The sequence below is a fragment of the Bathymodiolus japonicus methanotrophic gill symbiont genome (assembly GCF_019721995.1).
GTDB lineage: Bacteria > Pseudomonadota > Gammaproteobacteria > Methylococcales > Methylomonadaceae > Methyloprofundus.
The window spans coordinates 36,026-58,998 of the sequence record NZ_BLYC01000017.1; the positions used below are offsets into that span (position 1 = coordinate 36,026).

27 protein-coding genes and 2 pseudogenes are annotated in these 22,973 nt (G+C 40.9%); 18 read left to right on the forward strand and 11 right to left on the reverse strand.

The annotated features are described in order from the left end of the window. Positions 1-48 precede the first annotated feature (48 nt). The 3 genes from K6984_RS18925 to K6984_RS18935 all read right to left on the reverse strand — a co-directional run bounded on the left by K6984_RS18925 (position 49) and on the right by K6984_RS18935 (position 1,576). Positions 49-879, reverse strand: a complete 831-nt coding sequence (locus K6984_RS18925) for a CvfB family protein (RefSeq protein ID WP_221896928.1) — start codon at positions 877-879, stop codon at positions 49-51. A gap of 93 nt (positions 880-972) precedes the next feature. After that, on the reverse strand, positions 973-1,281 hold the full coding sequence (locus tag K6984_RS18930) for a hypothetical protein (RefSeq protein ID WP_221896929.1): 309 nt from the start codon (positions 1,279-1,281) through the stop codon (positions 973-975). 79 nt (positions 1,282-1,360) lie between these two features. Beyond that, positions 1,361-1,576 carry a hypothetical protein gene (locus K6984_RS18935; protein WP_221896930.1) on the reverse strand — a complete coding sequence of 72 codons (216 nt, stop codon included), beginning with the start codon at positions 1,574-1,576 and terminating at the stop codon, positions 1,361-1,363. Here K6984_RS18935 and K6984_RS18940 point away from each other — a divergent pair. The 4 genes and pseudogenes from K6984_RS18940 to K6984_RS31385 all read left to right on the forward strand — a co-directional run. Beyond that, the gene (locus K6984_RS18940; RefSeq protein ID WP_221896931.1) at positions 1,533-1,679 is read left to right on the forward strand and encodes a hypothetical protein; all 147 of its coding nucleotides are present in this window, start codon (positions 1,533-1,535) and stop codon (positions 1,677-1,679) included. The genes K6984_RS18935 and K6984_RS18940 overlap by 44 nt on opposite strands. 1,011 nt (positions 1,680-2,690) lie before the next feature. Beyond that, positions 2,691-2,828: an IS3 family transposase gene (locus K6984_RS36380; protein ID WP_420831690.1), complete on the forward strand. Its 138-nt coding sequence runs from the start codon at positions 2,691-2,693 to the stop codon at positions 2,826-2,828. A 379-nt stretch (positions 2,829-3,207) separates the two neighbouring features. Further along, positions 3,208-3,453 carry a hypothetical protein gene (locus tag K6984_RS18950; protein ID WP_221896933.1) on the forward strand — a complete coding sequence of 82 codons (246 nt, stop codon included), beginning with the start codon at positions 3,208-3,210 and terminating at the stop codon, positions 3,451-3,453. Further along, positions 3,420-3,995, forward strand: a pseudogene (locus K6984_RS31385) (IS3 family transposase); the annotation flags it as partial. The gene K6984_RS18950 and the pseudogene K6984_RS31385, both read left to right, overlap by 34 nt. 363 nt (positions 3,996-4,358) lie before the next feature. On the opposite strand, the gene parE reads toward K6984_RS31385, so the two are convergent. Then, positions 4,359-6,248, reverse strand: a complete 1,890-nt coding sequence (parE, locus tag K6984_RS18965; RefSeq protein ID WP_221896936.1) for a DNA topoisomerase IV subunit B — start codon at positions 6,246-6,248, stop codon at positions 4,359-4,361. A gap of 79 nt (positions 6,249-6,327) precedes the next feature. Here parE and K6984_RS18970 point away from each other — a divergent pair, with 79 nt between their 5' ends. From K6984_RS18970 to K6984_RS18995, 6 genes are all read left to right on the forward strand, one after another. Further along, entirely contained in the window at positions 6,328-6,561 is a 234-nt protein-coding gene (locus tag K6984_RS18970; protein WP_221896937.1) for an exodeoxyribonuclease VII small subunit, read from the forward strand. Next, positions 6,554-7,450 carry a (2E,6E)-farnesyl diphosphate synthase gene (ispA, locus tag K6984_RS18975; RefSeq protein ID WP_221896938.1) on the forward strand — a complete coding sequence of 299 codons (897 nt, stop codon included), beginning with the start codon at positions 6,554-6,556 and terminating at the stop codon, positions 7,448-7,450. Before K6984_RS18970 ends, ispA begins: the two co-directional genes overlap by 8 nt. 145 nt (positions 7,451-7,595) lie before the next feature. Beyond that, complete coding sequence (locus K6984_RS18980; protein WP_221896939.1) at positions 7,596-7,811, forward strand: DUF1289 domain-containing protein; 216 nt, start codon at positions 7,596-7,598, stop codon at positions 7,809-7,811. Between the two features lie 346 nt (positions 7,812-8,157). Further along, on the forward strand, positions 8,158-8,790 hold the full coding sequence (gene dhaL / locus K6984_RS18985) for a dihydroxyacetone kinase subunit DhaL (protein WP_221896940.1): 633 nt from the start codon (positions 8,158-8,160) through the stop codon (positions 8,788-8,790). A gap of 887 nt (positions 8,791-9,677) precedes the next feature. After that, positions 9,678-10,361, forward strand: coding sequence for an IS6 family transposase (locus K6984_RS18990; protein ID WP_221896941.1), 684 nt, complete (start codon positions 9,678-9,680; stop codon positions 10,359-10,361). 81 nt (positions 10,362-10,442) lie between these two features. Continuing rightward, entirely contained in the window at positions 10,443-13,331 is a 2,889-nt protein-coding gene (locus K6984_RS18995) for a hypothetical protein (RefSeq protein WP_221896942.1), read from the forward strand. Here the strand turns inward: K6984_RS18995 and K6984_RS19000 are convergent. After that, on the reverse strand, positions 13,328-13,570 hold the full coding sequence (locus K6984_RS19000; RefSeq protein WP_221896943.1) for a hypothetical protein: 243 nt from the start codon (positions 13,568-13,570) through the stop codon (positions 13,328-13,330). The two genes, K6984_RS18995 and K6984_RS19000, sit on opposite strands and share 4 nt — an antisense overlap. Between K6984_RS19000 and K6984_RS19005 the strand changes: the two genes are divergently transcribed. From K6984_RS19005 to K6984_RS19015, 3 genes are all read left to right on the forward strand, one after another. Continuing rightward, on the forward strand, positions 13,527-13,682 hold the full coding sequence (locus tag K6984_RS19005) for a hypothetical protein (protein WP_221896944.1): 156 nt from the start codon (positions 13,527-13,529) through the stop codon (positions 13,680-13,682). The two genes, K6984_RS19000 and K6984_RS19005, sit on opposite strands and share 44 nt — an antisense overlap. A 104-nt stretch (positions 13,683-13,786) precedes the next feature. Continuing rightward, entirely contained in the window at positions 13,787-14,692 is a 906-nt protein-coding gene (locus K6984_RS19010) for a DNA/RNA non-specific endonuclease (RefSeq protein WP_221896945.1), read from the forward strand. 72 nt (positions 14,693-14,764) lie between these two features. Beyond that, positions 14,765-14,998, forward strand: coding sequence for a hypothetical protein (locus K6984_RS19015; protein WP_221896946.1), 234 nt, complete (start codon positions 14,765-14,767; stop codon positions 14,996-14,998). 45 nt (positions 14,999-15,043) lie between these two features. Here the strand turns inward: K6984_RS19015 and K6984_RS19020 are convergent, their stop codons facing one another. Continuing rightward, on the reverse strand, positions 15,044-15,187 hold the full coding sequence (locus K6984_RS19020) for a hypothetical protein (RefSeq protein ID WP_221896947.1): 144 nt from the start codon (positions 15,185-15,187) through the stop codon (positions 15,044-15,046). A gap of 12 nt (positions 15,188-15,199) precedes the next feature. Here K6984_RS19020 and K6984_RS19025 point away from each other — a divergent pair, with 12 nt between their 5' ends. Then, positions 15,200-15,370: a hypothetical protein gene (locus K6984_RS19025; RefSeq protein WP_221896948.1), complete on the forward strand. Its 171-nt coding sequence runs from the start codon at positions 15,200-15,202 to the stop codon at positions 15,368-15,370. A gap of 157 nt (positions 15,371-15,527) precedes the next feature. Then, entirely contained in the window at positions 15,528-15,782 is a 255-nt protein-coding gene (locus K6984_RS19030) for a hypothetical protein (protein WP_221896949.1), read from the forward strand. 58 nt (positions 15,783-15,840) lie between these two features. Here K6984_RS19030 and K6984_RS19035 read toward each other — a convergent pair. The 5 genes and pseudogenes from K6984_RS19035 to dhaK form a co-directional block, all read right to left on the reverse strand. Next, positions 15,841-16,575 (reverse strand): annotated as a pseudogene (locus K6984_RS19035) (IS30 family transposase); the annotation flags it as partial. Beyond that, positions 16,571-16,789: a hypothetical protein gene (locus K6984_RS19040; RefSeq protein ID WP_221896950.1), complete on the reverse strand. Its 219-nt coding sequence runs from the start codon at positions 16,787-16,789 to the stop codon at positions 16,571-16,573. The gene K6984_RS19040 and the pseudogene K6984_RS19035, both read right to left, overlap by 5 nt. Before the next feature lie 20 nt (positions 16,790-16,809). After that, positions 16,810-17,148, reverse strand: coding sequence for a hypothetical protein (locus K6984_RS19045; RefSeq protein WP_221896951.1), 339 nt, complete (start codon positions 17,146-17,148; stop codon positions 16,810-16,812). A gap of 85 nt (positions 17,149-17,233) precedes the next feature. Beyond that, entirely contained in the window at positions 17,234-18,094 is an 861-nt protein-coding gene (locus K6984_RS19050; RefSeq protein WP_221896952.1) for a hypothetical protein, read from the reverse strand. Between the two features lie 283 nt (positions 18,095-18,377). Beyond that, on the reverse strand, positions 18,378-19,367 hold the full coding sequence (gene dhaK, locus K6984_RS19055) for a dihydroxyacetone kinase subunit DhaK (RefSeq protein WP_221896953.1): 990 nt from the start codon (positions 19,365-19,367) through the stop codon (positions 18,378-18,380). Between the two features lie 210 nt (positions 19,368-19,577). Between dhaK and K6984_RS19060 the strand changes: the two genes are divergently transcribed. The 3 genes from K6984_RS19060 to lysA all read left to right on the forward strand — a co-directional run bounded on the left by K6984_RS19060 (position 19,578) and on the right by lysA (position 22,876). Further along, positions 19,578-20,099, forward strand: a complete 522-nt coding sequence (locus K6984_RS19060) for a TRAP transporter small permease subunit (RefSeq protein WP_221896954.1) — start codon at positions 19,578-19,580, stop codon at positions 20,097-20,099. A gap of 3 nt (positions 20,100-20,102) precedes the next feature. Then, a complete protein-coding gene (locus tag K6984_RS19065; protein ID WP_221896955.1) occupies positions 20,103-21,479 on the forward strand; it encodes a TRAP transporter large permease in 1,377 nt (458 codons plus the stop codon). 152 nt (positions 21,480-21,631) lie between these two features. After that, complete coding sequence (gene lysA / locus K6984_RS19070) at positions 21,632-22,876, forward strand: diaminopimelate decarboxylase (RefSeq protein ID WP_221896956.1); 1,245 nt, start codon at positions 21,632-21,634, stop codon at positions 22,874-22,876. The last annotated feature ends 97 nt before the right edge of the window (positions 22,877-22,973 follow it).

Genomic DNA, 22,973 nt, shown 5'->3' on the forward strand with positions numbered 1-22,973 from the left:
AAGATAGAGAGGGTAGGGAATTAGCGGACTGAAGTCCGCTCTACGACCCTATTCATTCAATGATATACTGGTTTTGCTTAAAGTGATTCGGCGCTGTTTATAGAGCGTACCTATCGCATGTTTAAATACTTTTTTACTAACTCCAAATGCCGCATTAATGGCTTCAGGAGAACTCTTATCAGATAGCTCTAAAAAGCCATCATTGTCTTTAAGGCGCTGAATAATCAGTTCTGTAACAGGTGCTACATGGGTATGGCCAGTCTTGTTAAGGCTTAAATCAATCTTTTTATCTTCGCGGATTTTTTTAATATAGCCGGTTAGCTTTTGTCCTTCTCTTAGTGGTTGAAAAACTTCATTGTGATACAAAGCGCCCCAGAAGTTATCATCCACTACGGCTTTAAAACCTAAATCAGTTTTACCGGAAATAATCAACTCAACCTCATCACCCTCTTGTAGATAGTGTGCTTCATCTGAAATATAGTGATTGAGATAGGTAGATGCCGCGATACGGTTTTGATCGTCAAGATAGACTTTCACTAAACAATAACGATTTTCTTCTAGCTCATAATCTTGCTCGGAAAAAGGGACTAATAGATCTTTGCCCAGTCCCCAGTCTAGAAATGCACCTGCTCGGCCTATAGATATTACCTTTAGCCAGGCTACGCCATCCATTGCTACATAAGGTTTTTTCTGGGTTGCCAGTAGTTCACCATCTGCTCCGGTATAAATAAAAACAGTGAGTAGCTCGCCTGTCTTTGCTTGTTTTGGGTTTTTTTTATCAGTTAACAGAATATCTCCATGGCTACCACCATCAAGGTACAACTGCATGCCAGTGTCTTTTGTTATGTTTAAAGTGTTGAACTGACCAATTTTAATCATAGTCTGTAATGTATTTATTCGTTTCAATTGAGGAGTGCAAGTGTTTTAGCTGTAGCTGATGCTAGTGAAGTAGTTAATTTTGTATAAATGGCATCAGTGTTCCCCTATCAATTGAGGCCGTGAAACTAACCTCGCCACAAGAGAGCTCATAAAGTACTGTAAAGACATTCCTGTTATTATTGCGTTTTGAACTGCCCGAATGGTATACGAGCTGATACGAGATATTCTTGCCTGGAAAAATAATGGATTCACAAAACGATCTCGTTTTTGGGCCTGTTGCTGCCTTATCTCCAGAGCCTCGCTATATTTTTTATCCGATGGATGAATCAATTCTGGCTGTTGTGTTTTTGAAATCTCTTCAAACACGCGCATTAAATTATAGCTCATTGCAGTCAGGCGCATTTGATTTTTAAGTGAGCGGGTATTGGAAGACCAAGCTTTAGTTTCCTTGAAATTACTTTTAGTGTTATTGAATGTCTTTTCAATCGCTGAAAATCATGGAAACGGAGCTTAGCGAAGTGGTGATTTTTAGTCCCTGATAGGCGACAGGGCAATTCGCTGATTCGACGTGTGCTAGCAGCACGCGAGAGGAGCAAGAATTGCATTCCGAATAGCCGCCCAGCCAGTGAGGTAGTAATGACGAAGCGGCTTTTGTGCGTAGTCGTTGCGGACACAGGGCGTTCAGGGCATCTCCCATCCGCTGCGTAGGTGAACGAATTATGGCGACAGGAGTCCCGGAATTTCGTGAGGTAGCATGGCGCGCCTGCAACTCTGGGCATGAACGAGCCCACAAAGGATGACGCTCTGCTAACAGGGCACGTTCCATACTTTCATTGCAGTGTTGGTGAATATGTTCAGAGAGTGGTATGTCTTTAAGCATGGGTGATATCCGTTTATGAAGTGATTAAAACGGAAATTTTTAGAAAAATTTTTTCGGCAAATGCAATCTTTATTTGAAATTATTTGTTGTTTTTTTACGGTGCCTACAGAGTGTCTATTTGCTGTTATAAGTAATTAAAATCAAAAAGATGGAAATATTCGAGTGGTGCTACCTTCAGGTAGGTTATAGGCTGCTTTGTTTAGGTACTTCTTCTTTCAATGGGAACACTATAATGATCCCCAAAAACTAGACCAGCATTTAAGATACTGAAGTTTCCCAATTATTGAGTAGCTGAAATACACAATGCTGGTGTATCGAGGTTTATTTTAGGTGGTTTTGCCATGTTTATAGCAAACCCCTACTTAATTCCCCTTAGGCAATAGCATTTGAACCGAATGAAAAGACTATTTTTTTCATATAGTTGTAGCATAGTTTCAATTTTACCATAAATAATTATTGGGAAACTTCAGTTAAGATAGAATCTTGCCCTCAAAACTGAGGATTAAGAAATGACCATAAATCGGAAGAAGCATAGTACGCAAACCAAAGTAAAAGTGGTATTAGACGTACTAAAAGGGGGAAAAGACAAGAGCTGAAATTACCGCGAAATATGGTATTCATGCAACACAAATCAACAATTGGAAAAAAGCTGTATTAGAGGTTATTCCTGAAGCATTCTCGACTAAAAGGAAACAACAGGATAATGACCAGCAGGCTTTAGTTGACGATCTGTACAAGCAGATAGGGCAACTGAAAGTAGAGAATGATTTTCTAAAAAAAATCTATGACTCTTCCACTTGCGACTCGAAAAATGTGGATAGAGCCAGGTCATTCAGAGTTAAGTATCAGAAAGCAGTGTTGCTTGTTGAGCATCAACAGGTCAAGTTTATATTACCGACCCGTTGGCATAGATGACTATACCCTGATGCTGATGCATGAATTGGATAAACAATATACCGAAACACCCTTTTACGGTGTCTTGAAAATGACGGAGCATTTGAGATCTCAAGGGCACCATGTCAATCCGAAGCGAGTGAGACGGTTACTAACCCATCTTCGTCACTATTGATGATGTAGTTGTTATAAATCAATTGGTTGAAATTTTAAAAAGTAGCCAGTTGGCACTACAGATTTTGTGTTTTTGTATAAAACGTTGGATTTTTTAGAGTATTTTTGTCGCATGTAAATTACACTCAAATAATGATGATTTTTTTGACAAAAGTCAATGAATTTATCGACAAAAATAATATAAATGGCACTACAAAACTTTCAAAAAAAACACCATTGATTTTAAAGAGAATTTTTCGACAAAAAATCGCTTAAACCGATGAATCAATGGCTTAGAAAGATGAAAGTGACGAAGATGGGCTAAGGCAGATCAGGCGCGCCATGCTACCTCACGAAATTCCGGGACTCCTGTCGCCATAATTCGTTCACCTACGCAGCGGATGGGAGATGCCCTGAACGCCCTGCGTCCGCAACGACTACGCACAAAAGCCGCTTCGTCATTACTACCTCACTGGCTGGACGGCTATTCGGAATGCAATTCTTGCTCCTCTCGCGTGCTGCTAGCACACGTCGAATCAGCGAATTGCCCTGTCGCCTATCAGGGACTAAAAATCACCACTTCGCTAAGCTACGTTTCCATGATTTTCAGCGGGGGCTGGAAGCGGTATATCCAAAGCCAAGACTAAGTCAGGGCAACTCAGAGCATAAGATCTATCCTTATTTACTGAGAAACCTGCAGATCGAGCGATGCAATCAGGTCTGGAGTACGGATATTACCTACATCCGCATGAAGCATGGTTTTGTCTATCTGATGGCCATTATTGACTGGCATAGCCAATATGTACTTAATTGGGCGTTAAGTACGACAATGGACGCAGACTTTTGCATAGCAGCCCTTAATGAAACACTAAGTTCATCACAGTGTGAAATCTTTAATACGGACCAGGGAAGTCAATTCACAACGAATCGATTTACAGGGTCCTTATTGGAGAAATGAATCCGTGTTAGCATGGATGGCAGAGGCCGCGCATTGGATAATATTTTTGTTGAACGATTGTGGCGATCAGTCAAGTATGAAAAGGTCTATCTGAATGACTTTCAGGCAGTGAATGAAGCATATTTAGGGCTGAAAGACTATTTTGAATTTTACAATCACAGGCGAATTCATCAGTCCTTGGACTATCGAACACCAGCGGAGGTTTATTATAAAAAAACGGTCTATACGTGAGAGTCCCTGCAGGCGGACTCCATGTGGACAAAGCGTGAACTTCCTACGGAACGTGTGGATAAGCTGATGGAAAACGATAAAGCCGTTTCCCACGAACTTACCCACACTAATTCACCCTTTGACCACATTTCACCGCAGTCGGCAAAGAGTAGTATCAAAACGCCTGCGGCGCAATAATAACAAATTATTAATATAAAAAGGGAAGGGCTATCTTAACTATTTAATAAATTGGTCTGGACAATGGGGAGTATTATACACTGATGATAAATGGATAAATAAATCCACTTGTAATGCTTGATTCGCCACCAAAAAACATCCTTTTATTCTAAGGAAAAAAGCTAAAGCTTTTTTCTCCTGACGAGCTTAAACTTCCGCTAAATTACCTTTAGATTCCAGCCAGTATTTTCGGTCTTGCGCGCGTTTTTTAGCCAACAACAAATCCATTTGTTCATTTGTGTTATCACCTTCTTCAATGGTGAGTTGTACCAGACGGCGAGTATCAGGGTTCATGGTGGTAACCCGTAATTGCGAAGGGTTCATTTCACCCAAACCTTTAAAACGCTGGACATTAATTTTATCCTTTAGTTTTTCAGCCTTTATGCGATCTAAAACGCCTAAGCGCTCATGTTCATCTAGAGCATAGAATATTTGCTTGCCGACATCAATGCGGTATAGAGGCGGCATGGCAACAAACACATGACCTGCTTTAACCAGGCTGGGGAAGTGCTTGAAAAATAACGCACAAATCAGGGTCGCGATATGCAAGCCATCCGAGTCGGCATCGGCAAGTATACAAATTTTACCGTAACGCAGTCCTTGCAAGTCATCTGAACCTGGCTCTATACCTAATGCAACTGCTATATCATGAACTTCATTAGATGCCATGACTTGTGCAGAGTCTACTTCCCAGGTATTGAGAATTTTACCTCGTAGCGGCATGATAGCCTGGAACTCACGCTCGCGTGCCTGCTTTGCAGAGCCACCGGCAGAATCTCCTTCGACCAGAAACAGCTCGCTGCGACTGATATCTTGCAAAGCGCAATCAGCAAGCTTGCCGGGGAGTTGTGGGCCTGCGGAAATTTTTTTACGAATAGCTTTTTTACTGGATTTTAAGCGCTTTTGAGCACTCAAAATGATGACTTCGGCAATTTTTTCACCTGCGGCAGGATGTTGATTAAGCCATAAACTAAACCCATCTTTGGCAACGCCAGAGATAAAAGTAACACACTCACGTGAACTTAAGCGCTCTTTGGTTTGTCCTGAAAATTGCGGGTCTTCCAGTTTTACCGACAGAATATAGTGACATAGCTCCCAGACATCTTCAGGCGTAATTTTAACGCCTCGAGGTAATAGGCTGCGAATTTCGCAGAACTCGCGCATCGCCTCGGTTAAGCCCGCGCGCAAGCCGTTTACATGAGTACCACCCTGAGCGGTAGGCACCAGATTGACATAGCTTTCGTTGATATTTTCGGCTAAGGACTCAACAGTCCAGACGATGCCCCATTCTACCGCCTCATGATCGGCAGACATCTTGCCCATAAAAGGCTCGTTAGGGTAAAATTCCGCATTGCCCACTCTATCTAAAAGATATTCCTCCAGTCCATTTTGATACAGCCATTGCCAAGACTCTTCTGTTTGTTCTATTGATAAGCTGATTTTTAGGCCAGGGCACAACACTGCTTTTGCTCTTAAGACATGCTTAAGTTTAAGCACGGAAATTTTACTGGAATCAAAATAGCTGGCATCAGGTAAAAAATGCACCATCGTGCCGGTATTGTGTTTTCCGACTATGCCTGTTTCGCTAAGTTCGGTTTGTTTATGGCCATTGGCAAATTGCATCTGGTACACTTTGCCATCGCGCTTAATCTCAATATCCAATTGCGTGGATAGGGCATTAACAACTGAAACGCCGACACCATGCAGACCGCCAGAGAACTGATAATTTTTATTAGAAAATTTTCCTCCGGCATGTAATTGCGTCAAAATCACTTCTACACCTGGCATATTTTGTTCTGGGTGCATATCGACAGGCATGCCGCGACCGTCATCTTGAACTTTAACGCTACCGGCTTTAAATAATACGACTTGTATGCTTGAAGCATGTCCCGCGACGGCTTCATCGACACTATTATCAACCACTTCCTGAACCAGGTGGTTGGGACGAGTGGTGTCGGTATACATGCCTGGGCGTTTGCGCACCGGATCTAAACCACTTAAAACTTCGATAGCTGCTGCGTTATAGGTATTACTCATTTTCTAGTTAATTACTCGGGTGTTTTTCATATATAATGCTTAGTCGAATGTATCCTATCATTAAATTATTTTTATCGACATGCCTAGAAAGAAAAGTGCCACCTTATTTGAAGATTCTCTTAAAGGACTGGAGGAGATTGTCGAGCAATTAGAACAGGGTGATATTTCTCTGGAAGAGTCATTAAAGTCATTTGAGAAGGGTGTGAATTTAACGCGCATTTGCCAGAAAGCCCTGCAAGAGGCCGAACAAAAAGTGCAAATACTATTAGAAAAAAACGGTCAGCAAGCTTTGGAGTCATTTAACGATGAGTAACGCCCTAAAAGATTATTTAGTCACCAGCCAGCAACGTGTAGAAAAGGCGCTGGAATTACGCTTGCCAACCAGTACAATTTTACCCCAAAGGCTCCATGATGCCATGCGTTATAGTACACTCGATGGTGGCAAACGCATGCGCCCGATGTTAACCTATAGTGCAGGTATGGCACTGGGTATTGCACCGGAAGTTTTAGACGGGCCAGCCTGTGCAATAGAAATGATTCATGTCTATTCTCTTATTCATGATGATCTGCCTGCGATGGATGATGATGACTTGCGTCGTGGCAAAGCAACTTCACATGTGGCTTATGATGAAGCAACCGCTATTTTAGCCGGAGATGCCTTACAAACTCTGGCATTCCAGATTCTGGCGCAGGATAGCAGCATCAATGCCAGCGCGGAAACACGAATTAAAATGATTACTGCACTGGCAAAAGCAAGCGGTTCACAAGGTATGGTTGGCGGGCAGGCAATTGATCTTGAATCGGTAGGCAAAAAGCTGACGTTGCCGGAACTGGAAGATATGCATATTCATAAAACAGGCGCCTTAATCCGGCTTGCTGTGCAGCTTGCGACTTTATCCAGGCCTGATTTAGATCCTGCTATTGCAAGCAAACTGGATCACTATGCGAAATGTATCGGCCTGTCATTTCAGGTAAAAGACGATATTCTCGATGAAGAAAGTGATACTGCTACTTTGGGTAAAACACAGGGTAAAGATCAGGATAATGATAAGCCTACTTATCCGGCTTTACTGGGTTTGGCCGGAGCAAAGCAAAAAGCACAGGATTTACATGATCAAGCGGTTGAAAGTCTCTCAGGATTCGGGGTAGAAGCGGATTTGTTACGTGATTTATCTTTGTATATAATCCAGCGAGATCATTAATCTAAGCAGCAATTGTTGCGGCAGATATTGTATTAAAATCTTTACGGGTGAAATTTTATAAAGCCGGGAATGGGTGAATCTGATATTAAAATAGAGTATAGTATTCATGTTGTTAAAAGGTGAATATTGTACAGGACGGTGAGAAATGAAATTTATTCCATGTAAAAGAAGTGCATTTTGTACAGAAACAGGTACTCATTGTGAAGGGTGTGGACGCTCTCATGTAGAAATTGCGGAAACCCAAAAACTGGTAAACAGTCTGGTTGAGTTTGTGCAAAAACAGGATTATGACAATCCCGAAGACTTTGCCCAGTTTATTAGTGCATCTTTGGTAAAAAAATGCATGAAACTTGGTGTCTGATAAAGCGCCAGACGAGCTGGATAAAAAACGCACTATTTACAAAACGAATTGTTTTAGATAACTGAAGTTTCCCAATTATTGAGTAGCTGAAATACACAATGCTGGTGTATCGAGGTTTATTTTAGGTGGTTTTGCCATGTTTATAGCAAACCCCTACTTAATTCCCCTTAGGCAATAGCATTTGAAACGAATGAAAAGACTATTTTTTCATATAGTTGTAGCATAGTTTCAATTTTACCATAAATAATTATTGGGAAACTTCAGTTAGATAATATTTTATGGCTAAAGTCCTCAGAAAGTACCATGAGGATGAGCTACATTTATAATATAAAGAGGATAAAAGATAATGCAAGTAACTTCAGATATGTTAGCTGAGTTTATTAAAGCCGCGAGTGATACTATTGCAGAGCATGAAGCAGAAGTAACCGAACTGGATAAAACTCTGGGTGACGGTGATCATGTTATTAATATTCGTCGTGGACTGGGTTTTCTAGTTGAGCAAAGTGATGAAATAAGCAAGCTAGACTGGGCTGATGCATGGAAGAAAATGGGTATGACCTGCATGAGTAAAATCGGCGGTGCTTCAGGCTCTTTAATAGGTACTTTTTTTGTTGCCATGGGTAAAGAGGCGGCTGGGAAAACTGTTGATCCTGTTGTTTTTGCTCAGGCCTTTAACGCGGCAGTAGAAGCGATGAAAGCGCGCGGCAAATCAGATGCTGGTGAAAAAACCATGTTAGACACATTGATTCCGGTCGCTAACTATTTCAATGAAAACTGTGGCAAGCTTGAATATCCGGCTTTATTAGCAGGGCTTAAAGAAACTGCGATCAAAGGCAAGGCTTCTACTAAAGAGATGCAGGCTACAAGAGGCCGCTCTTCATTTTTAGGTGAGCGTAGTATTGGACATATTGATGCCGGTGCAAGAAGTACTCAGTTGATGATTTGTGCGATTGCAGAAGCGATAGAAGCTAAACTATAAGTTAAAGAATAACTTTAAAAGTTTTCTGAAATTGTTGTAAAAAGGTGGGCATTGCCCGCCTTTTTTGTTTGTACGAGCTTGATAACTTTCCTGGCCTCGCTGAAACCAACCAAGACACAAGAAAAATGAAAACTATCCATAATATATTTATATTTTTAATGTTTTTGGGTTTGTTCTTTATCCTGGCTTCAACCTTTTTTGTGTCTAAAGGGGGGGGCTTTTTGAGCAATGGGAGTGGGTGATTTATGCTTGTACTTTTGTCGTTTTTGTTAGCAGTGTTTTTATTGTACTGAAGTTTCCCAATTATTGAGTAGCTGAAATACACAATGCTGGTGTATCGAGGTTTATTTTAGGTGGTTTTGCCATGTTTATAGCAAACCCCTACTTAATTCCCCTTAGGCAATAGCATTTGAAACGAATGAAAAGACTATTTTTTTTCATATAGTTGTAGCATAGTTTCAATTTTACCATAAATAATTATTGGGAAACTTCAGTTTATTGTATTCTTTGCTCGGAAAAGTAGTGAGAGACTGAAGCTCGATTGCCGTGAAAGAGAAATAGACGAAGCGGAGGAAACATTACAGCAAGCGCAAAAAGAATACGCAGCAAGATTTGCATTATTGATGAAACGGGAAAAAGAGGTCAAACAGAAGTTATTGCAATACCAGAAATATATTGAATTTCCTGATGAACAGCAATGGCATAATTAGGAAAACAATGATGATTTCGATGCTGAGGTTGCGCAACTGTTACATGATAAAGCAAAGGTTATTTTCGATAATATAGCCAATAAACAATATATCGAAAATAATGGTTCTGTCGCATAAATATCCCTTCCCAACGTTATCTGCTATCATAGTTCTAAATTTCAATAAAAGGTGGATCACATGCTCAGCTTCAAAGGCACTCACTTTCCAAAAGATGTCATTCTTTATGCTGTTTTCTTTTATGTCAGGTATGGCTTTTCGTATCGCGACCTTGAAGAAATTATGGAAGAAAGAGGTGTTGAAGTGGATCATGCTACGCTCAATCGTTGGGTTATCCGTTATTCTCCTGCCATTGCTGTAACAGCTAAATCTGAGAAACGAGAAACCAACAAATCGTGGCGCATGGATGAAACGTATATCAAAGTGAAGGGGCAGTGGACCTATTTATACCGAGCTGTTGATAGTCACGGGGATACGCTTGATTTCATGCTTTCTGAGCACCGTGATGAAGAGGCTGCAACCGCATTTTTCAAACAAACGATTAACAATAATGGCTTTCCTGATAAGGTCGTTATGGATAAAAGTGGCGCTAACTATGTAGGATTAGCCAATATTAACCTCTTGTTAATCCTCGCTGGGTTTGCCACTATGATCGACATATTACAGGTTAAATATTTGAATAACATCATCGAACAGGATCATCGCTTTATCAAAAAAATAACAAAACCGATGATGGGCTTTAAAGCGTTTCACTCCGCTCAAGCAACCATTGATGGAATTGAAACAGCACATATGATCCGAAAGGGACAATTGTCTGAGGAAAATATTCCTGCTTATAAGCAGTTTATGGCTTTAGCAAGATAGTTATGCATGAAGACCAGGAGGTCTGCGCTTTTGATAATTATTGCGACAGAACCTATTTATGCGACAGAACCGGAAATATCAATGACTACCATACAAAAAATACCACTTTTAATAATATTCATAGCTAGTCTTCCACTACAAGCTGAATCATTACATGGGCATAGGGTTAAGGTAAAATATAATCGCGATGATGTGTCTGTCTTAACCAAGACTATCACAGCAAGTGACGATGTAAACCCTGATATATCTGATTTCAGAGTATTCGATTTTCTCGATATGAGATACTCAATAGATTTTAAGGAAAATGTTGTATCGATAATATACACAGGTATTCATGACTACTATCACTTGCAGGTTGGCAAAGATGATAGGTTTATATTCAGAGACGTTGACGATACTTTGAACGATATTACTTGGGTCGAATTAATATGGAATAATTCTATGCTAGCAGGCATTCGTCGATCTGATATTACAGTCCTCAATAAGAATGAATTTATGATTGAAGTGGGAATGGCTGTATGTAGTGCCACATTCGCCTCTTTTCAAGATTGGCTTTTTCATGCGGACACGGAATGCCATGATGACGATAGCTCTACTGGTTATTTGAATCAGATTAAGGTAAAAGTACACTTCTCTAATGAGAACACTACCAATGCTGAAGCGAGAGCTGCAGCAGAAAGAGCTGAAGACAGAAAAAGAGCTGATGAAGAAAGAGCTGAAAGGGTAGCTGAGTTAAGAAAAATATCTGATCCTGATTTCTCTATGGATGGACATACTATAGAAACCCGCTGGAAAGAATCAGCCATAAGTACATCCAATCATAGAGTAGTTGTTACAGCCAGTGATCATGTGAATCCTGATATTGATGATTTCTCTACATTGCCTAATTCAGAAAAACCTGATTCTTATTTTTGGGATATAGATTTTCATGAACAGAATATTGTAATGTCATTTAGTGGCGTTGATGATTATTATATCAATGATTCTTCAGGATTTAATTTTTACGGAAACATTGTCACTATGCCTGAGATTATAGGTGTAGAAGTTATTGACACAGGTTCCTTGCCAGATGGCTTTGATCCAAATTTAGTTACTGTTGATGAGTATAATAATGTCTATGTGGATCTCAAAGGGGCAAGCATTGGTTATAACGATATTGTTAAAATAAGACTATTTTTTGCTAAAACACCAGAACTGCCAAATACTGATGAAGATAATAGCAACATTAATGGATTTAATAATGTTGGTCTAATCACCCAGTCTTTTGATACGCATAAGATAAAAGTTAAATCTTGGGAGGTTAAAGCGGGTGATACTAAAGAATTTTTAAATGAGGAAACTGTTAACGCTAGTGATGAAGTTAAATTTGATGTTGAAAATTTCACTATTTATACAGAAGAAAGTTCGCCTACCGTTAATTGGAGTATAAACTTTCATGAAGATGTAATTGCATTAACGAACACATCAAACAATTATATGCATACAACATCGGCTGGGTTTTATTTTGAAGATGTAGACGATACTATGCCTGATATTCTAGGTGTAATAGCGTTTCATAATTACTATGCTCCGACAGGATTTGACCCTAGTCTAATTACATTTGATGCAAACCATATTTATGTGGATTTAAAAGGCTCAAACTGCTCTTTATTATGTCATTTTGAAGAAAGTCCAACTAGGTATAAAAACCGTATTATTTTAAAAGTCATTTTTGCAGTTGATTACCCTAGAGTTGATACCTTACTAAACGCTATAGAATTAGTGAACTCTGTTAATTTCCCTGGTCATAAAGAGTCATATATACATCGCTGGGGAACATCCTATAAACGTTACTACCCTATCTCTAATAACTATCTTAAAGTTGAGAATAACACAGTATACATGGAAGGTGATGATTACGAAGGTTTAGTAAATGCTGGTACATTAGATACATTGTATGAAACTTATAATGTACCTGAAACAGTAGATACTCTTCAATCATTTTATGGGCATAATATATACGTAAACTATGCGTTTAATCATCTTTCTGAAGATGACCCTAAAAGAATTAAAGGAGAAAAAACTGTTACAGTGAATTCTAAGATAAATCCTGACATTCGACTCTTCAAACCTTATCCTGAGCATGATTTTATTAATTGGGGTATAAATTTCAAAGAGGACACCTTAGAGCTAATCTATAGGACTAATATATCAACCACTTTCTCTAGTGGTGATAAAAAAATTGGATTTAACTTTGTTGATGTTGACAACACTATGCCAGATATACTTAACGTATCAATGGCAGACTCTAACTACACTATGCCGGGGTTTGATCCCTCACTTATTGTATTTGATAAAGACAGTATTTTCGTTGATCTAAGCGGCGTATATTGTACTGAGTGGGTTGATGAGACACATAATTATTGTCCAAACTCTGATAGCCCAACAGGTAGAAATAACATCATCAGTCTGAAAGTAGAATTTGATATTCCTCTAGAACAGAAAAGAACAAAGGTTGATACTAAACGTGTTGACGCACTATTTGATACTTTAGAAACGGAATATCCTCAATATTTTCCTGATCATAAAGAATCCTATTTCTTAGAAGATAGTACGGATTATGTTCGTTACTATGCTAGTACTGATTTTTTTCTAAAAGTAAAAGATAATAAGCTATATTTTGAAGGTGGTGAGTTCGATAGTGAAAGTGATAGAGGAACTCTAGATTCTATGTACTTACTGTATGATATTCCTGACTTTTCAAGAATTGACTTATTATTTTATGCTGTAGAATTGAAGTACCCAAGCTATTTTCCCTCACACCCAGAGTCTAGTGTTTTTGATAGCGGTTACTATGGACGATACTACCCAACAACTAAAAATTATATGGGAATTAAAGATAAAGGAGGGTACGTATGGGGTGATAGTTTTGGTGGAGTAGTTTATACAGGTACTTTAGATAGCTTATATACAGAATATAATATTCCCTAGGAACCGGAGTCCAGACGGTTCTGTCGCACGCTGAAAATCATGGAAACGTAGCTTAGCGAAGTGGTGATTTTTAGTCCCTGATAGGCGACAGGGCAATTCGCTGATTCGACGTGTGCTAGCAGCACGCGAGAGGAGCAAGAATTGGATTCCGAATAGCCGTCCAGCCAGTGAGGTAGTAATGACGAAGCGGCTTTTGTGCGTAGTCGTTGCGGACGCGGGGCGTTCAGGGCATCTCCCATCCGCTGCGTAGGTGAACGAATTATGGCGACAGGAGTCCCGGAATTTCGTGAGGTAGCATGGCGCGCCTGGTATTACTTATTAACAATCGTTTTTAGCAAAAATTCCGGTTAAAGGCGTTTTTAATGATAATGTACTTTTAAAAAAAGCTTGAATCTCATTACAAGAATAAGACTTACAATACCCCCCCCCTGCTAATACTTTTTAAAGGCGAATACATGTTATCTAAGCGACTTTTATATACATTACTGCTAACACTTCCCGTTAGCTCCTATTCGCATACTGGAGGCCTAAATAAAGAAGGCTGTCACACCAACAAAAAGACCGCTACTTATCACTGTCATCAGCAAAAGAAATCAACGAAACGTTCTGAACCAAATAAACCAACACAATCCGCATTAAGCAAAAGTGAACTGTCCTCCCCTGCATTAATTGAGCAAGTTGACGATCATAGGCAGGATTTAATGAAGTTGGATTATGAAGGCTTTACAATTTGGTTAGATTGTCAAAAACGCGGGGCAGTGAAATTTAGATACAACGCGCAGCGGGATACTGGAAACTTTAAACGCAGCAGTCGTTTTTACCTAGACCCGAATGTTCCTAAAGAATGTCAGCAATATTCAGCTAAAACCTACAAAGCAAAAGATCAAAGATATGACCGGGGTCACCTAGTCCCGGCTAATCACCTAGACTACTCAAAGTCAGCGATTAAAGGCTCTAACACGATGACTAATATTCTGCCACAAGCGGCTAATATGAATCGGGGTGCTTGGCTCATGACGGAAGAAATTACCGAATGCTATCGTGATATAGCTGATTTATTGATTATTGGTGGTGTGATCTGGGGCAATAATCCGGATGATGATTATTTTGTTAAATCACATGGCGTAAAAACACCGAGTGCATTCTGGAAGGTAATTATTCGAGGTACTGGATCAAATGAACGCGCGATTGCCTGGATTGTGCCTAACTCTCAAGAAGCAACACGTAAAAAATCCGATGCTTACATTGTTTCGATTAAAGAGATTGAACGAGTCACTGGCGAAATGGTTCCCGTAGCTGATTTTACTAAGTATGATAAATCTAACCCTTGGGTCATTCCTAGAGGATGTAATAAAGGATAATACTTTGGTAAAAATCCTAAATTGAATTCTGTTACAATAAATCAACTTGATTAAGTGTAACAAAATTCAATAATGACAACATCGAACTGGGGCGGTAAACGCGAAGGAGCAGGACGTAAACAAGCTCAAGAAACTAATAAGACGCGTGTTGTGCGTGTTGATGAGGCATTAATACCGTTAATTAATGATTTAAAAGACCAATATAAGAAAGGTTGTGGATTAAATGACTTGACTATAGTTACAAGTAATGTAACTACCCAGCGTGTTCTTTTTACTTTAAAATCAAATGGATATATTTTAATTTAACCTGACTTTAGTCATTTTCACCTTTAAAAAGGGGTGAAAATCGGACTAAAATTCAGACGCTGTCAGCCCCGGACGGGCTGATAGTCTCCAGAAGGCGCAGGGAAATTTGCCAATCCGAAGTGCGCGATAGCGCGCGAGGGAGGCTAAAATTTTATCCCGAATAGCCGTAGAGCCATTTGTGGTAGCCATGACTGAGCTGCTTTGTGCTCAGTCTGTGGCGGACGGAGGGCGGCTGAAGCATCTCCTGTTCGCTGCGTAGGTGAACGAATTACGGCGACAGGAGTCCCGGAATTTCGTGAGGTAGCATGGCGCGCCTGGAGATACATTAATTATTATTTTAAATCAATCTGTTATGAGTTTAAATTACGCTGAGTAGTTACCAAGTAATCAAGATGCAAAACAACAAACGACCTTATACAATGATCCTGCTTCCGTCAGCATTGTTACTGATTTACAAGAAAAAATATTACGATTAGAAGCTGAAAAGCAACTTATTGAAGCTAAGCTAATAGAAAGAGAGTCTATTAGCTTGAATTTTGTTCATGAGCTAGATAAAGAACATTTAAAAGCTGTGCATGCAGATAGTAAAGTAGAAAGCTTAAAGTCGAGTTACCGGTATTTAAAGCGTACTTATGATGAATTATTACATCGAGAATATGATTGTATGGCCATTAAAACTAATGGAGATAGATGCAGTAAACCAGCTAAGGTAGATTCTATTCAAAATGGGTTAATGATTCGGGTTTGTTTGCAGCATAAGAAGTTAGCAGAAGAAAGAAAATGAAGGCATTTTCTTTTTGGTTTTTAATAATTATTTAAAATAAAAACTAAGTTACCTGAATTCAAGTCATAAGTACATAACCCAATAAATTTTTCATATCTATCCCAGTCAGCTCTTCAAATACCTCATAAGGTGTTTTGTAATTGAGACACTTTTTAGGGCGACTATTTAGCTTATCAACGGCTATAAAAACCTCTTTTATCGTAACATCAATCAACTCCATTACTTTAGGGAAATACTGTCTTAATAAGCCATTAGCATTCTCATTTTGCCCTCTTTCCCAAGAGCTGTATGGAGTCGAAAAATACGTATCACAACCTAGTGCTTCTGCTATTTTTTCATGCAGGGTAAACTCTTTCCCGTTATCAAAAGTAATTGTTTTAACAAAGCTTTTTATAGGATCAAGCATTAAAATAGTTGCGTCTAATACATATTGAGCCTTTTTCCCCGCTAAAGGGAAGGCCAACCGTAATTTAGAGACTCGCTCATCCAACGTTACAATCGCCCCTTTGTGATTTTTCCCAATGATTGTATCTGCCTCCCAATCACCTATACGCTCACGGTTGTTGACCTCTTCAGGACGCTCATCTATATCGACTCTATTAGGGATTCCTGTCCTATTATGGGCTGACCCATACCGCTTGCGATAGGTTTTGTTCTGATGCCGAAGATGCTTGTATAGTTCACCCCCTGCCTTTTTGTCCGCCAGAATATGCTGGTAGATTGTTTCATGATGAAGACTAATTATACCCTCTTGTTTTAACCGCCCTGCAATCTGCTCAGGACTCCAGTCATCCTCCGCTGAAAATCATGGAAACGGAGCTTAGCGAAGTGGTGATTTTTAGTCCCTGATAGGCGACAGGGCAATTCGCTGATTCGACGTGTTCTAGCAGCACGCGAGAGGAGCAAGAATTGCATTCCGAATAGCCGTCCAGCCAGTGAGGTAGTAATGACGAAGCGGCTTTTGTGCGTAGTCGTTGCGGACGCAGGGCGTTCAGGGCATCTCCCATCCGCTGCGTAGGTGAACGAATTATGGCGACAGGAGTCCCGGAATTTCGTGAGGTAGCATGGCGCGCCTGGCTTTAGTTTCCTTGAAATTACTTTTAGTGTTATTGAATGTCTTTTCAATCGTCCATCGTTTGAAATATAGCATGGCAATGGCTCCAGGGTTAATAGTCATTGGCAAGGTTGTCACAAACCGGTGAAGTTTTCCGGTTTCTGGATCACGGTAATCCACCACGTTAAATTTGATGCCCTTGTTTTCGTACGCACTGTATGCTTCAACCCCTGTATTGATCTCATGCCGGGAGTCAAAAGGGATAGACTCAACCAGAGTCGCAATTGAATTTTCTTTTAGCATTGAAATCATGTAATTAGCATGTCGTTTCTGCCGATCCCACCAGACAAAGTCGGTGACGGCTTTATCGTAGACATAGAGATGTTTCTGAGAGCTGTTATTTCCCTTCGCTGAAAATCATGGAAACGGAGCTTAGCGAAGTGGTGATTTTTAGTCCCTGATAGGCGACAGGGCGATTCGCTGATTCGACGTGTGCTAGCAGCACGCGAGAGGAGCAAGAATTGCATTCCGAATAGCCGTCCAGCCAGTGAGGTAGTAATGACGAAGCGGCTTTTGTGCGTAGTCGTTGCGGACGCAGGGCGTTCAGGGCATCTCCCGTCCGCTGCGTAGGTGAACGAATTATGGCGACAGGAGTCCCGGAATTTCGTGAGGTAGCATGGCGCGCCTGGTTTTTCTTTTCAATATGATCTCGTAACACAGGTATTTCTTGATGTCTCTGAGTTCCGTTTGTCACCAGACAAAGAAATCTGAGCAACCCACTTCTGAGATTCAACGCGTAAATCCCCACGGCCGCATAAACTTTCCCCTTGCTGTTTTTTTCAGTATGGCAGGCATGATCAATAAAATGTCCATCCGCTGCTTCTATGGTGTATTCGTCAAGTTCCGGGAATGCTTCAAGATAATCAATGCCTTGCGATAACAGTGTTTCAGCGTGAAGATGATAGCTCTGCTGTTCAAATGCCTCAAGCATACTTGTTCGTCTATGCGACTTCAGTGATTTAAAATACGTTGAGTGGGGAAGCAGCTGGCCATAAATCTGTTCATTGGTTTGGAGGAAATGGCGACCACTATCGACTACACTGATACAGCGTAATAACCCAAGCCGAATAAAGTCGATATCCTTCAACTCTGGGCATGAACGAGCCCACAAAGGATGACGCTCTGCTAACAGGGCACGTTCCATACTTTCATTGCAGTGTTGGTGAATATGTTCAGAGAGTGGTAGGTCTTTAAGCATGGGTGATATCCGTTTATGAGGTGATTAAAACGGAAATTTTTAGAAAAATTTTTTCGGCAAATGCAAGCTTTATTTGAAATTATTTGTTGTTTTTTACGGTGCCTACAGAGTGTCTATTTGCTGTTATAAGTGATTAAAATCAAAAAGATGGAAATATTCGAGTGGTGCTACCTTCAGGTAGGTTATAGGCTGCTTTGTTTAGGTGCTTCTTCTTTCAATGGGAACACTGATGAAATATTAAGGAAGCGGGGCCAATAGCCCCGTTTCCAGTTTAGATTATTACTTAACAGCCCCAGCGCAAGTTAGCAGTATGTACCGGTGCATCCCATAATTCAATGAGTTCATCATCTAATAAAGTCACTGTAATCGAGATACCTGCCATATCTAGTGCGGTAGTGTAGTCACCGACTAATGAGCGCTCAACAATAACGCCGCGCTCTTCCCAATATTGACATGCTTCATCAAAGATTAGGTATTGTTCCATTGGTGGCGTCGCGCCTAAGCCATTAACATGGAGTAAAATTCTCTGACCTTTTTGTGGCTTTAAGTCATCTTCAATTTTTTTGCAGATGATGGCAGTAATTTCTTTTGCGGTACCCATTTTCATAGTTTCTATACCACGTTCACCGTGTATACCAACACCCATTTCCATTTCATCTTCTGCTAATGAAAAAGTTGGCTCGCCCAGAGCAGGGATAGTGCAGCTAGTTAGAGCGACACCCATAGACGCAGTGGTGCCTGCAACACGGTCACCGATAGCTTTACAAGTTGCCATATCCGCACCATTCTCTGCAGCGGCACCGATCATTTTTTCAACAATTAATGTTCCAGCAACACCGCGACGGCCAATCGTGTGATCTTTAGGTAGGGAAACATCATCAGCAACAATAACAGAGGCGGATTCGCATTCAGCCATTTCTGCACCGATTTCAAAGTTCATCACATCGCCAGCATAGTTTTTAACAACAAACAAAACACCAGCGCCGTTGTTGACTTCTTCAGCAGCCATCATCATTTGGTCTGGCGTAGGTGAAGTAAATGTTTGTCCTGGGCATGCAGCATCTAGCATACCTTTACCCACAAAACCTGCATGTAGTGGTTCATGCCCAGCACCGCCACCTGAAATAATAGCAACTTTATTTGCCGCTACAGGCGCAGTACGAGTGATAAAACAAGGATCAGGATTTAGCTTTAAAATATCACTGTGGGCTTTAGCAACCCCTTTTATACTTTCGTTAAACAGGTTTTCGATGGTGTTATAAAATTTTTTCATTATTGGTTTCCTGAAATTAGTATTGATTTCCTGAGATAAATTTTGCTACTCGTGTGTGATTATACTGCACTGATAGAAAATGTGCTTATGAAATACAGAGCAGAAAAACCCGCTTATCATGCTTTTAGAGTTGCGCACTGAAGTCCGCTTTACAAGGTTATGAAGTATAATAGGAAGCAAGCAATTATTTATCAGTTTACAAAAATATTTATGACCTTTTTGTTGTCTTTTTTTCAAAGTAGTGTGCGCGTAATCGACGTTTTAAATGAGCGCGTCGGGCGCTTTGTTTCCTGGCTGACCCTGGCGATGGTGTTAATCACATTTTGCATCGTGGTATTACGTTATGTGTTTGATCTTAGCTGGGTGATGATGCAGGAATCGGTTATTTATTTGCACGGGCTAGTGTTTATGCTGGGAGCAGCGTATACGCTAAAACATGATGGGCATGTGCGGGTGGATATCATTTACCAGCGCTGTACGCCAAAGATTAAAGCATGGATTGATTTATTGGGTACTGTATTTTTATTACTTCCTGTAGCAGGCTTTATTCTCTGGAGCAGTTGGGATTATGTGCTGGATTCCTGGGATATATTAGAGGGCTCGCGTAATTCAGGTGGCCTGCCTTTTGTCTATTTACTTAAGACCTGTTTGTTGCTGATATCCGGATTATTGATTTTACAAGGCTTATCTTTATTTATGAGTAAGTTCGTTTACCTTTTTCGCCAGGAATAAAGCATGGATAGTTATATGGCGCTGTGGATGTTTCTGGCGGTTTTTATCGTGTTGTTATCAGGCTATCCAGTGGCCTTTGTGCTTAGTGGTACAGCATTGATGTTTGCCCTGCTGGGATTACAGTTGTATACTTTTGATGCTGACTTTTTATCCGCACTACCGAATCGCATGTTTGGCATCATGAATAATGAGACTTTGATAGCCGTGCCCATGTTTGTTTTTATGGGGGTGATGCTGGAACGAGCGAGGATTGCCGAGTCTTTACTCGAAGCTATGTCTGAGTTATTTGGTTCATTACATGGTGGCTTAGGGCTGGCGGTAACCATAGTGGGCATGCTGATGGCGGCCAGCACCGGAGTCGTAGGCGCTACGGTGGTGACCATGGGCTTATTGTCCTTGCCAACGATGCTCAAGCGCGGTTATGATCCAGCTATTTCCTGTGGGATTATCTGCGCATCCGGCACCTTAGGACAGATTATTCCACCTTCGATAGTGCTAGTATTGCTTGGGGATGTCATCTCTGCGGCTTATCAGCAGGCGCAACTAGATATGGGCGTTTTTGCACCGGAAACCATATCGGTTGGAGATTTATTTGCCGGCGCATTAATACCTGGTTTGTTGCTGGTGGTGTTGTATCTGATTTATATCACGGTAACCGCATGGCTTAATCCAGCCAAGCTACCAAAGCCGGAGTATACAGGGAGATCTCACTCAGGTCTTTATATACGTATTTTTAAAAGCTCATTGCCGCCTTTAATGTTGATTTTAGTCGTGCTAGGGTCAATTATTGGCGGACTGGCAACGTCGACAGAGGCGGCTTCGGTCGGGGCAGTTGGTGCGCTATTACTGGCAATTATTAATAAGCAATTAAGTAAAGATATATTGCAGCAAGTGATGCGTAACACGACCCAGATTACCAGCATGGTGTTTATGATCCTGATTGGTGCTGCGTTGTTTTCACTGGTATTTAGAGGTTTTGAAGGTGATGAACTTATAGTCGAACTATTGTCTGATCTGCCAGGTGGAAAATTTGGCGCGCTTTTTTTAGTGATGCTGGTGATGTTTTTACTCGGCTTTGTGCTAGATTTTATTGAGATCACCTTTGTTATCGTGCCCATTGTAGGGCCGGTGTTATTGGCTATGGGGGTTGATCCTGTCTGGTTAGGCATTATGATTGCGTTAAATTTGCAAACTTCATTTCTAACTCCGCCATTTGGTTTTGCACTGTTTTATTTGCGTGGCGTTGCACCTGGCGAAGTGACCACCGGACAAATTTATAGAGGTGTCATGCCGTTTATTGTCATACAATTACTGCTGCTAGGGGTTCTGGCGTACTTTCCTGAGCTGGCAACCTGGTTACCTTCCTTAATTTATGCTTGATCTATGATAAACAAACGATTATTAATTTTTATACTATTTAGCGTTGTGTTAAACGCCTGTGGCCAGCAAGGGCCTTTATTTATGCCGATAGAAAACCAGCCGGCAGAAGAGCAGATGATAGAAGACAGTAAGCTAGAAGAAGAGACTGATTAATGGATCATTTTAATTATCGTGGACAACAACTTTTTGCTGAAGATGTGCCTGTAGAGTCAATTGTTTCAACGTACGGATCACCCTGTTATATTTATTCCAGAGCGACATTAGAGCGACATTGGCACGCCTTTGATTCGGCTTTTGGTCAGCAGGCTCACCTGATTTGCTATGCGGTTAAAGCTAACTCCAATATTGCCATTTTGAATACCCTGGCAAAATTAGGCTCAGGCTTTGATATTGTTTCTCTGGGTGAACTGGAGCGAGTGCTGGCAGCAAAAGGTGATCCGAAAAAGGTAGTCTTCTCGGGTGTGGGCAAGCGTGAAGATGAGATCAGGGCAGCGTTAAAAACTGGCATACGCTGTTTTAATATTGAAGTTAAGGGCGAGCTGGATAGGATCAACCAGATAGCTGGTGAACTCGGTATGATTGCGCCGGTTTCTTTTCGGGTCAATCCAGATGTGGATGCAAAAACACACCCTTATATTTCTACTGGCCTGAAAGAAAACAAGTTTGGCATAGCTATACAGGGAGCCCTGGATGAATATCGCGGTGCAGCAGCCATGCAGTCTATCGAAATTGTCGGCATAGACTGTCATATAGGCTCACAATTAACAGAAACACGTCCCTTTCTGGATGCGCTGGAGCGCGTGTTGAACCTAGTCAATGTCTTGAAGACCGAGGGCATAGTATTACACCACCTGGATTTAGGTGGTGGTTTAGGCATTTGCTATAACGATGAAAACCCGCCTGAGCCAGCAGAATATGTCGCGGCGCTGTTACAAAAACTTGGATCGAATGAATTAGAGATATTGCTGGAGCCTGGCCGTGCGATTGCAGGAAATGCCGGTATCCTGGTCACAAAAGTCGAGTATTTAAAACCTACCGAATATAAGAGCTTTGCGATAGTTGATGCTGCAATGAATGACCTGGTACGTCCATCTTTATATGGTTCGTGGCAGGCGATTATTCCTGTACACAAGAGAAATGCAGAAGCAGAAATGCAATGGGATATTGTGGGGCCAGTGTGTGAGACCGGTGATTTTCTTGGAAAAGACCGGTGTCTGGCTTTAAAGCAAGGTGATTTACTGGCGATTCGCTCTTCCGGGGCTTATGGCTTTACCATGAGCTCCAATTATAATTCGCGCCCACGTCTGGCCGAAGTGATGGTAGATGGTGGGGATATGTACCTGATTAGAGAACGTGAAAGTATTACACAGCTCTGGGCTGGCGAGCATTTAATGTAGCGGGCTTCATTCTGCTATGACTAATAAATTAAATAGCCTTAGGGTAGGGCGCGGCTTTAGCCCGCCTTTAGTGGTTTTTTAGTGGCGGGCTAAAGCC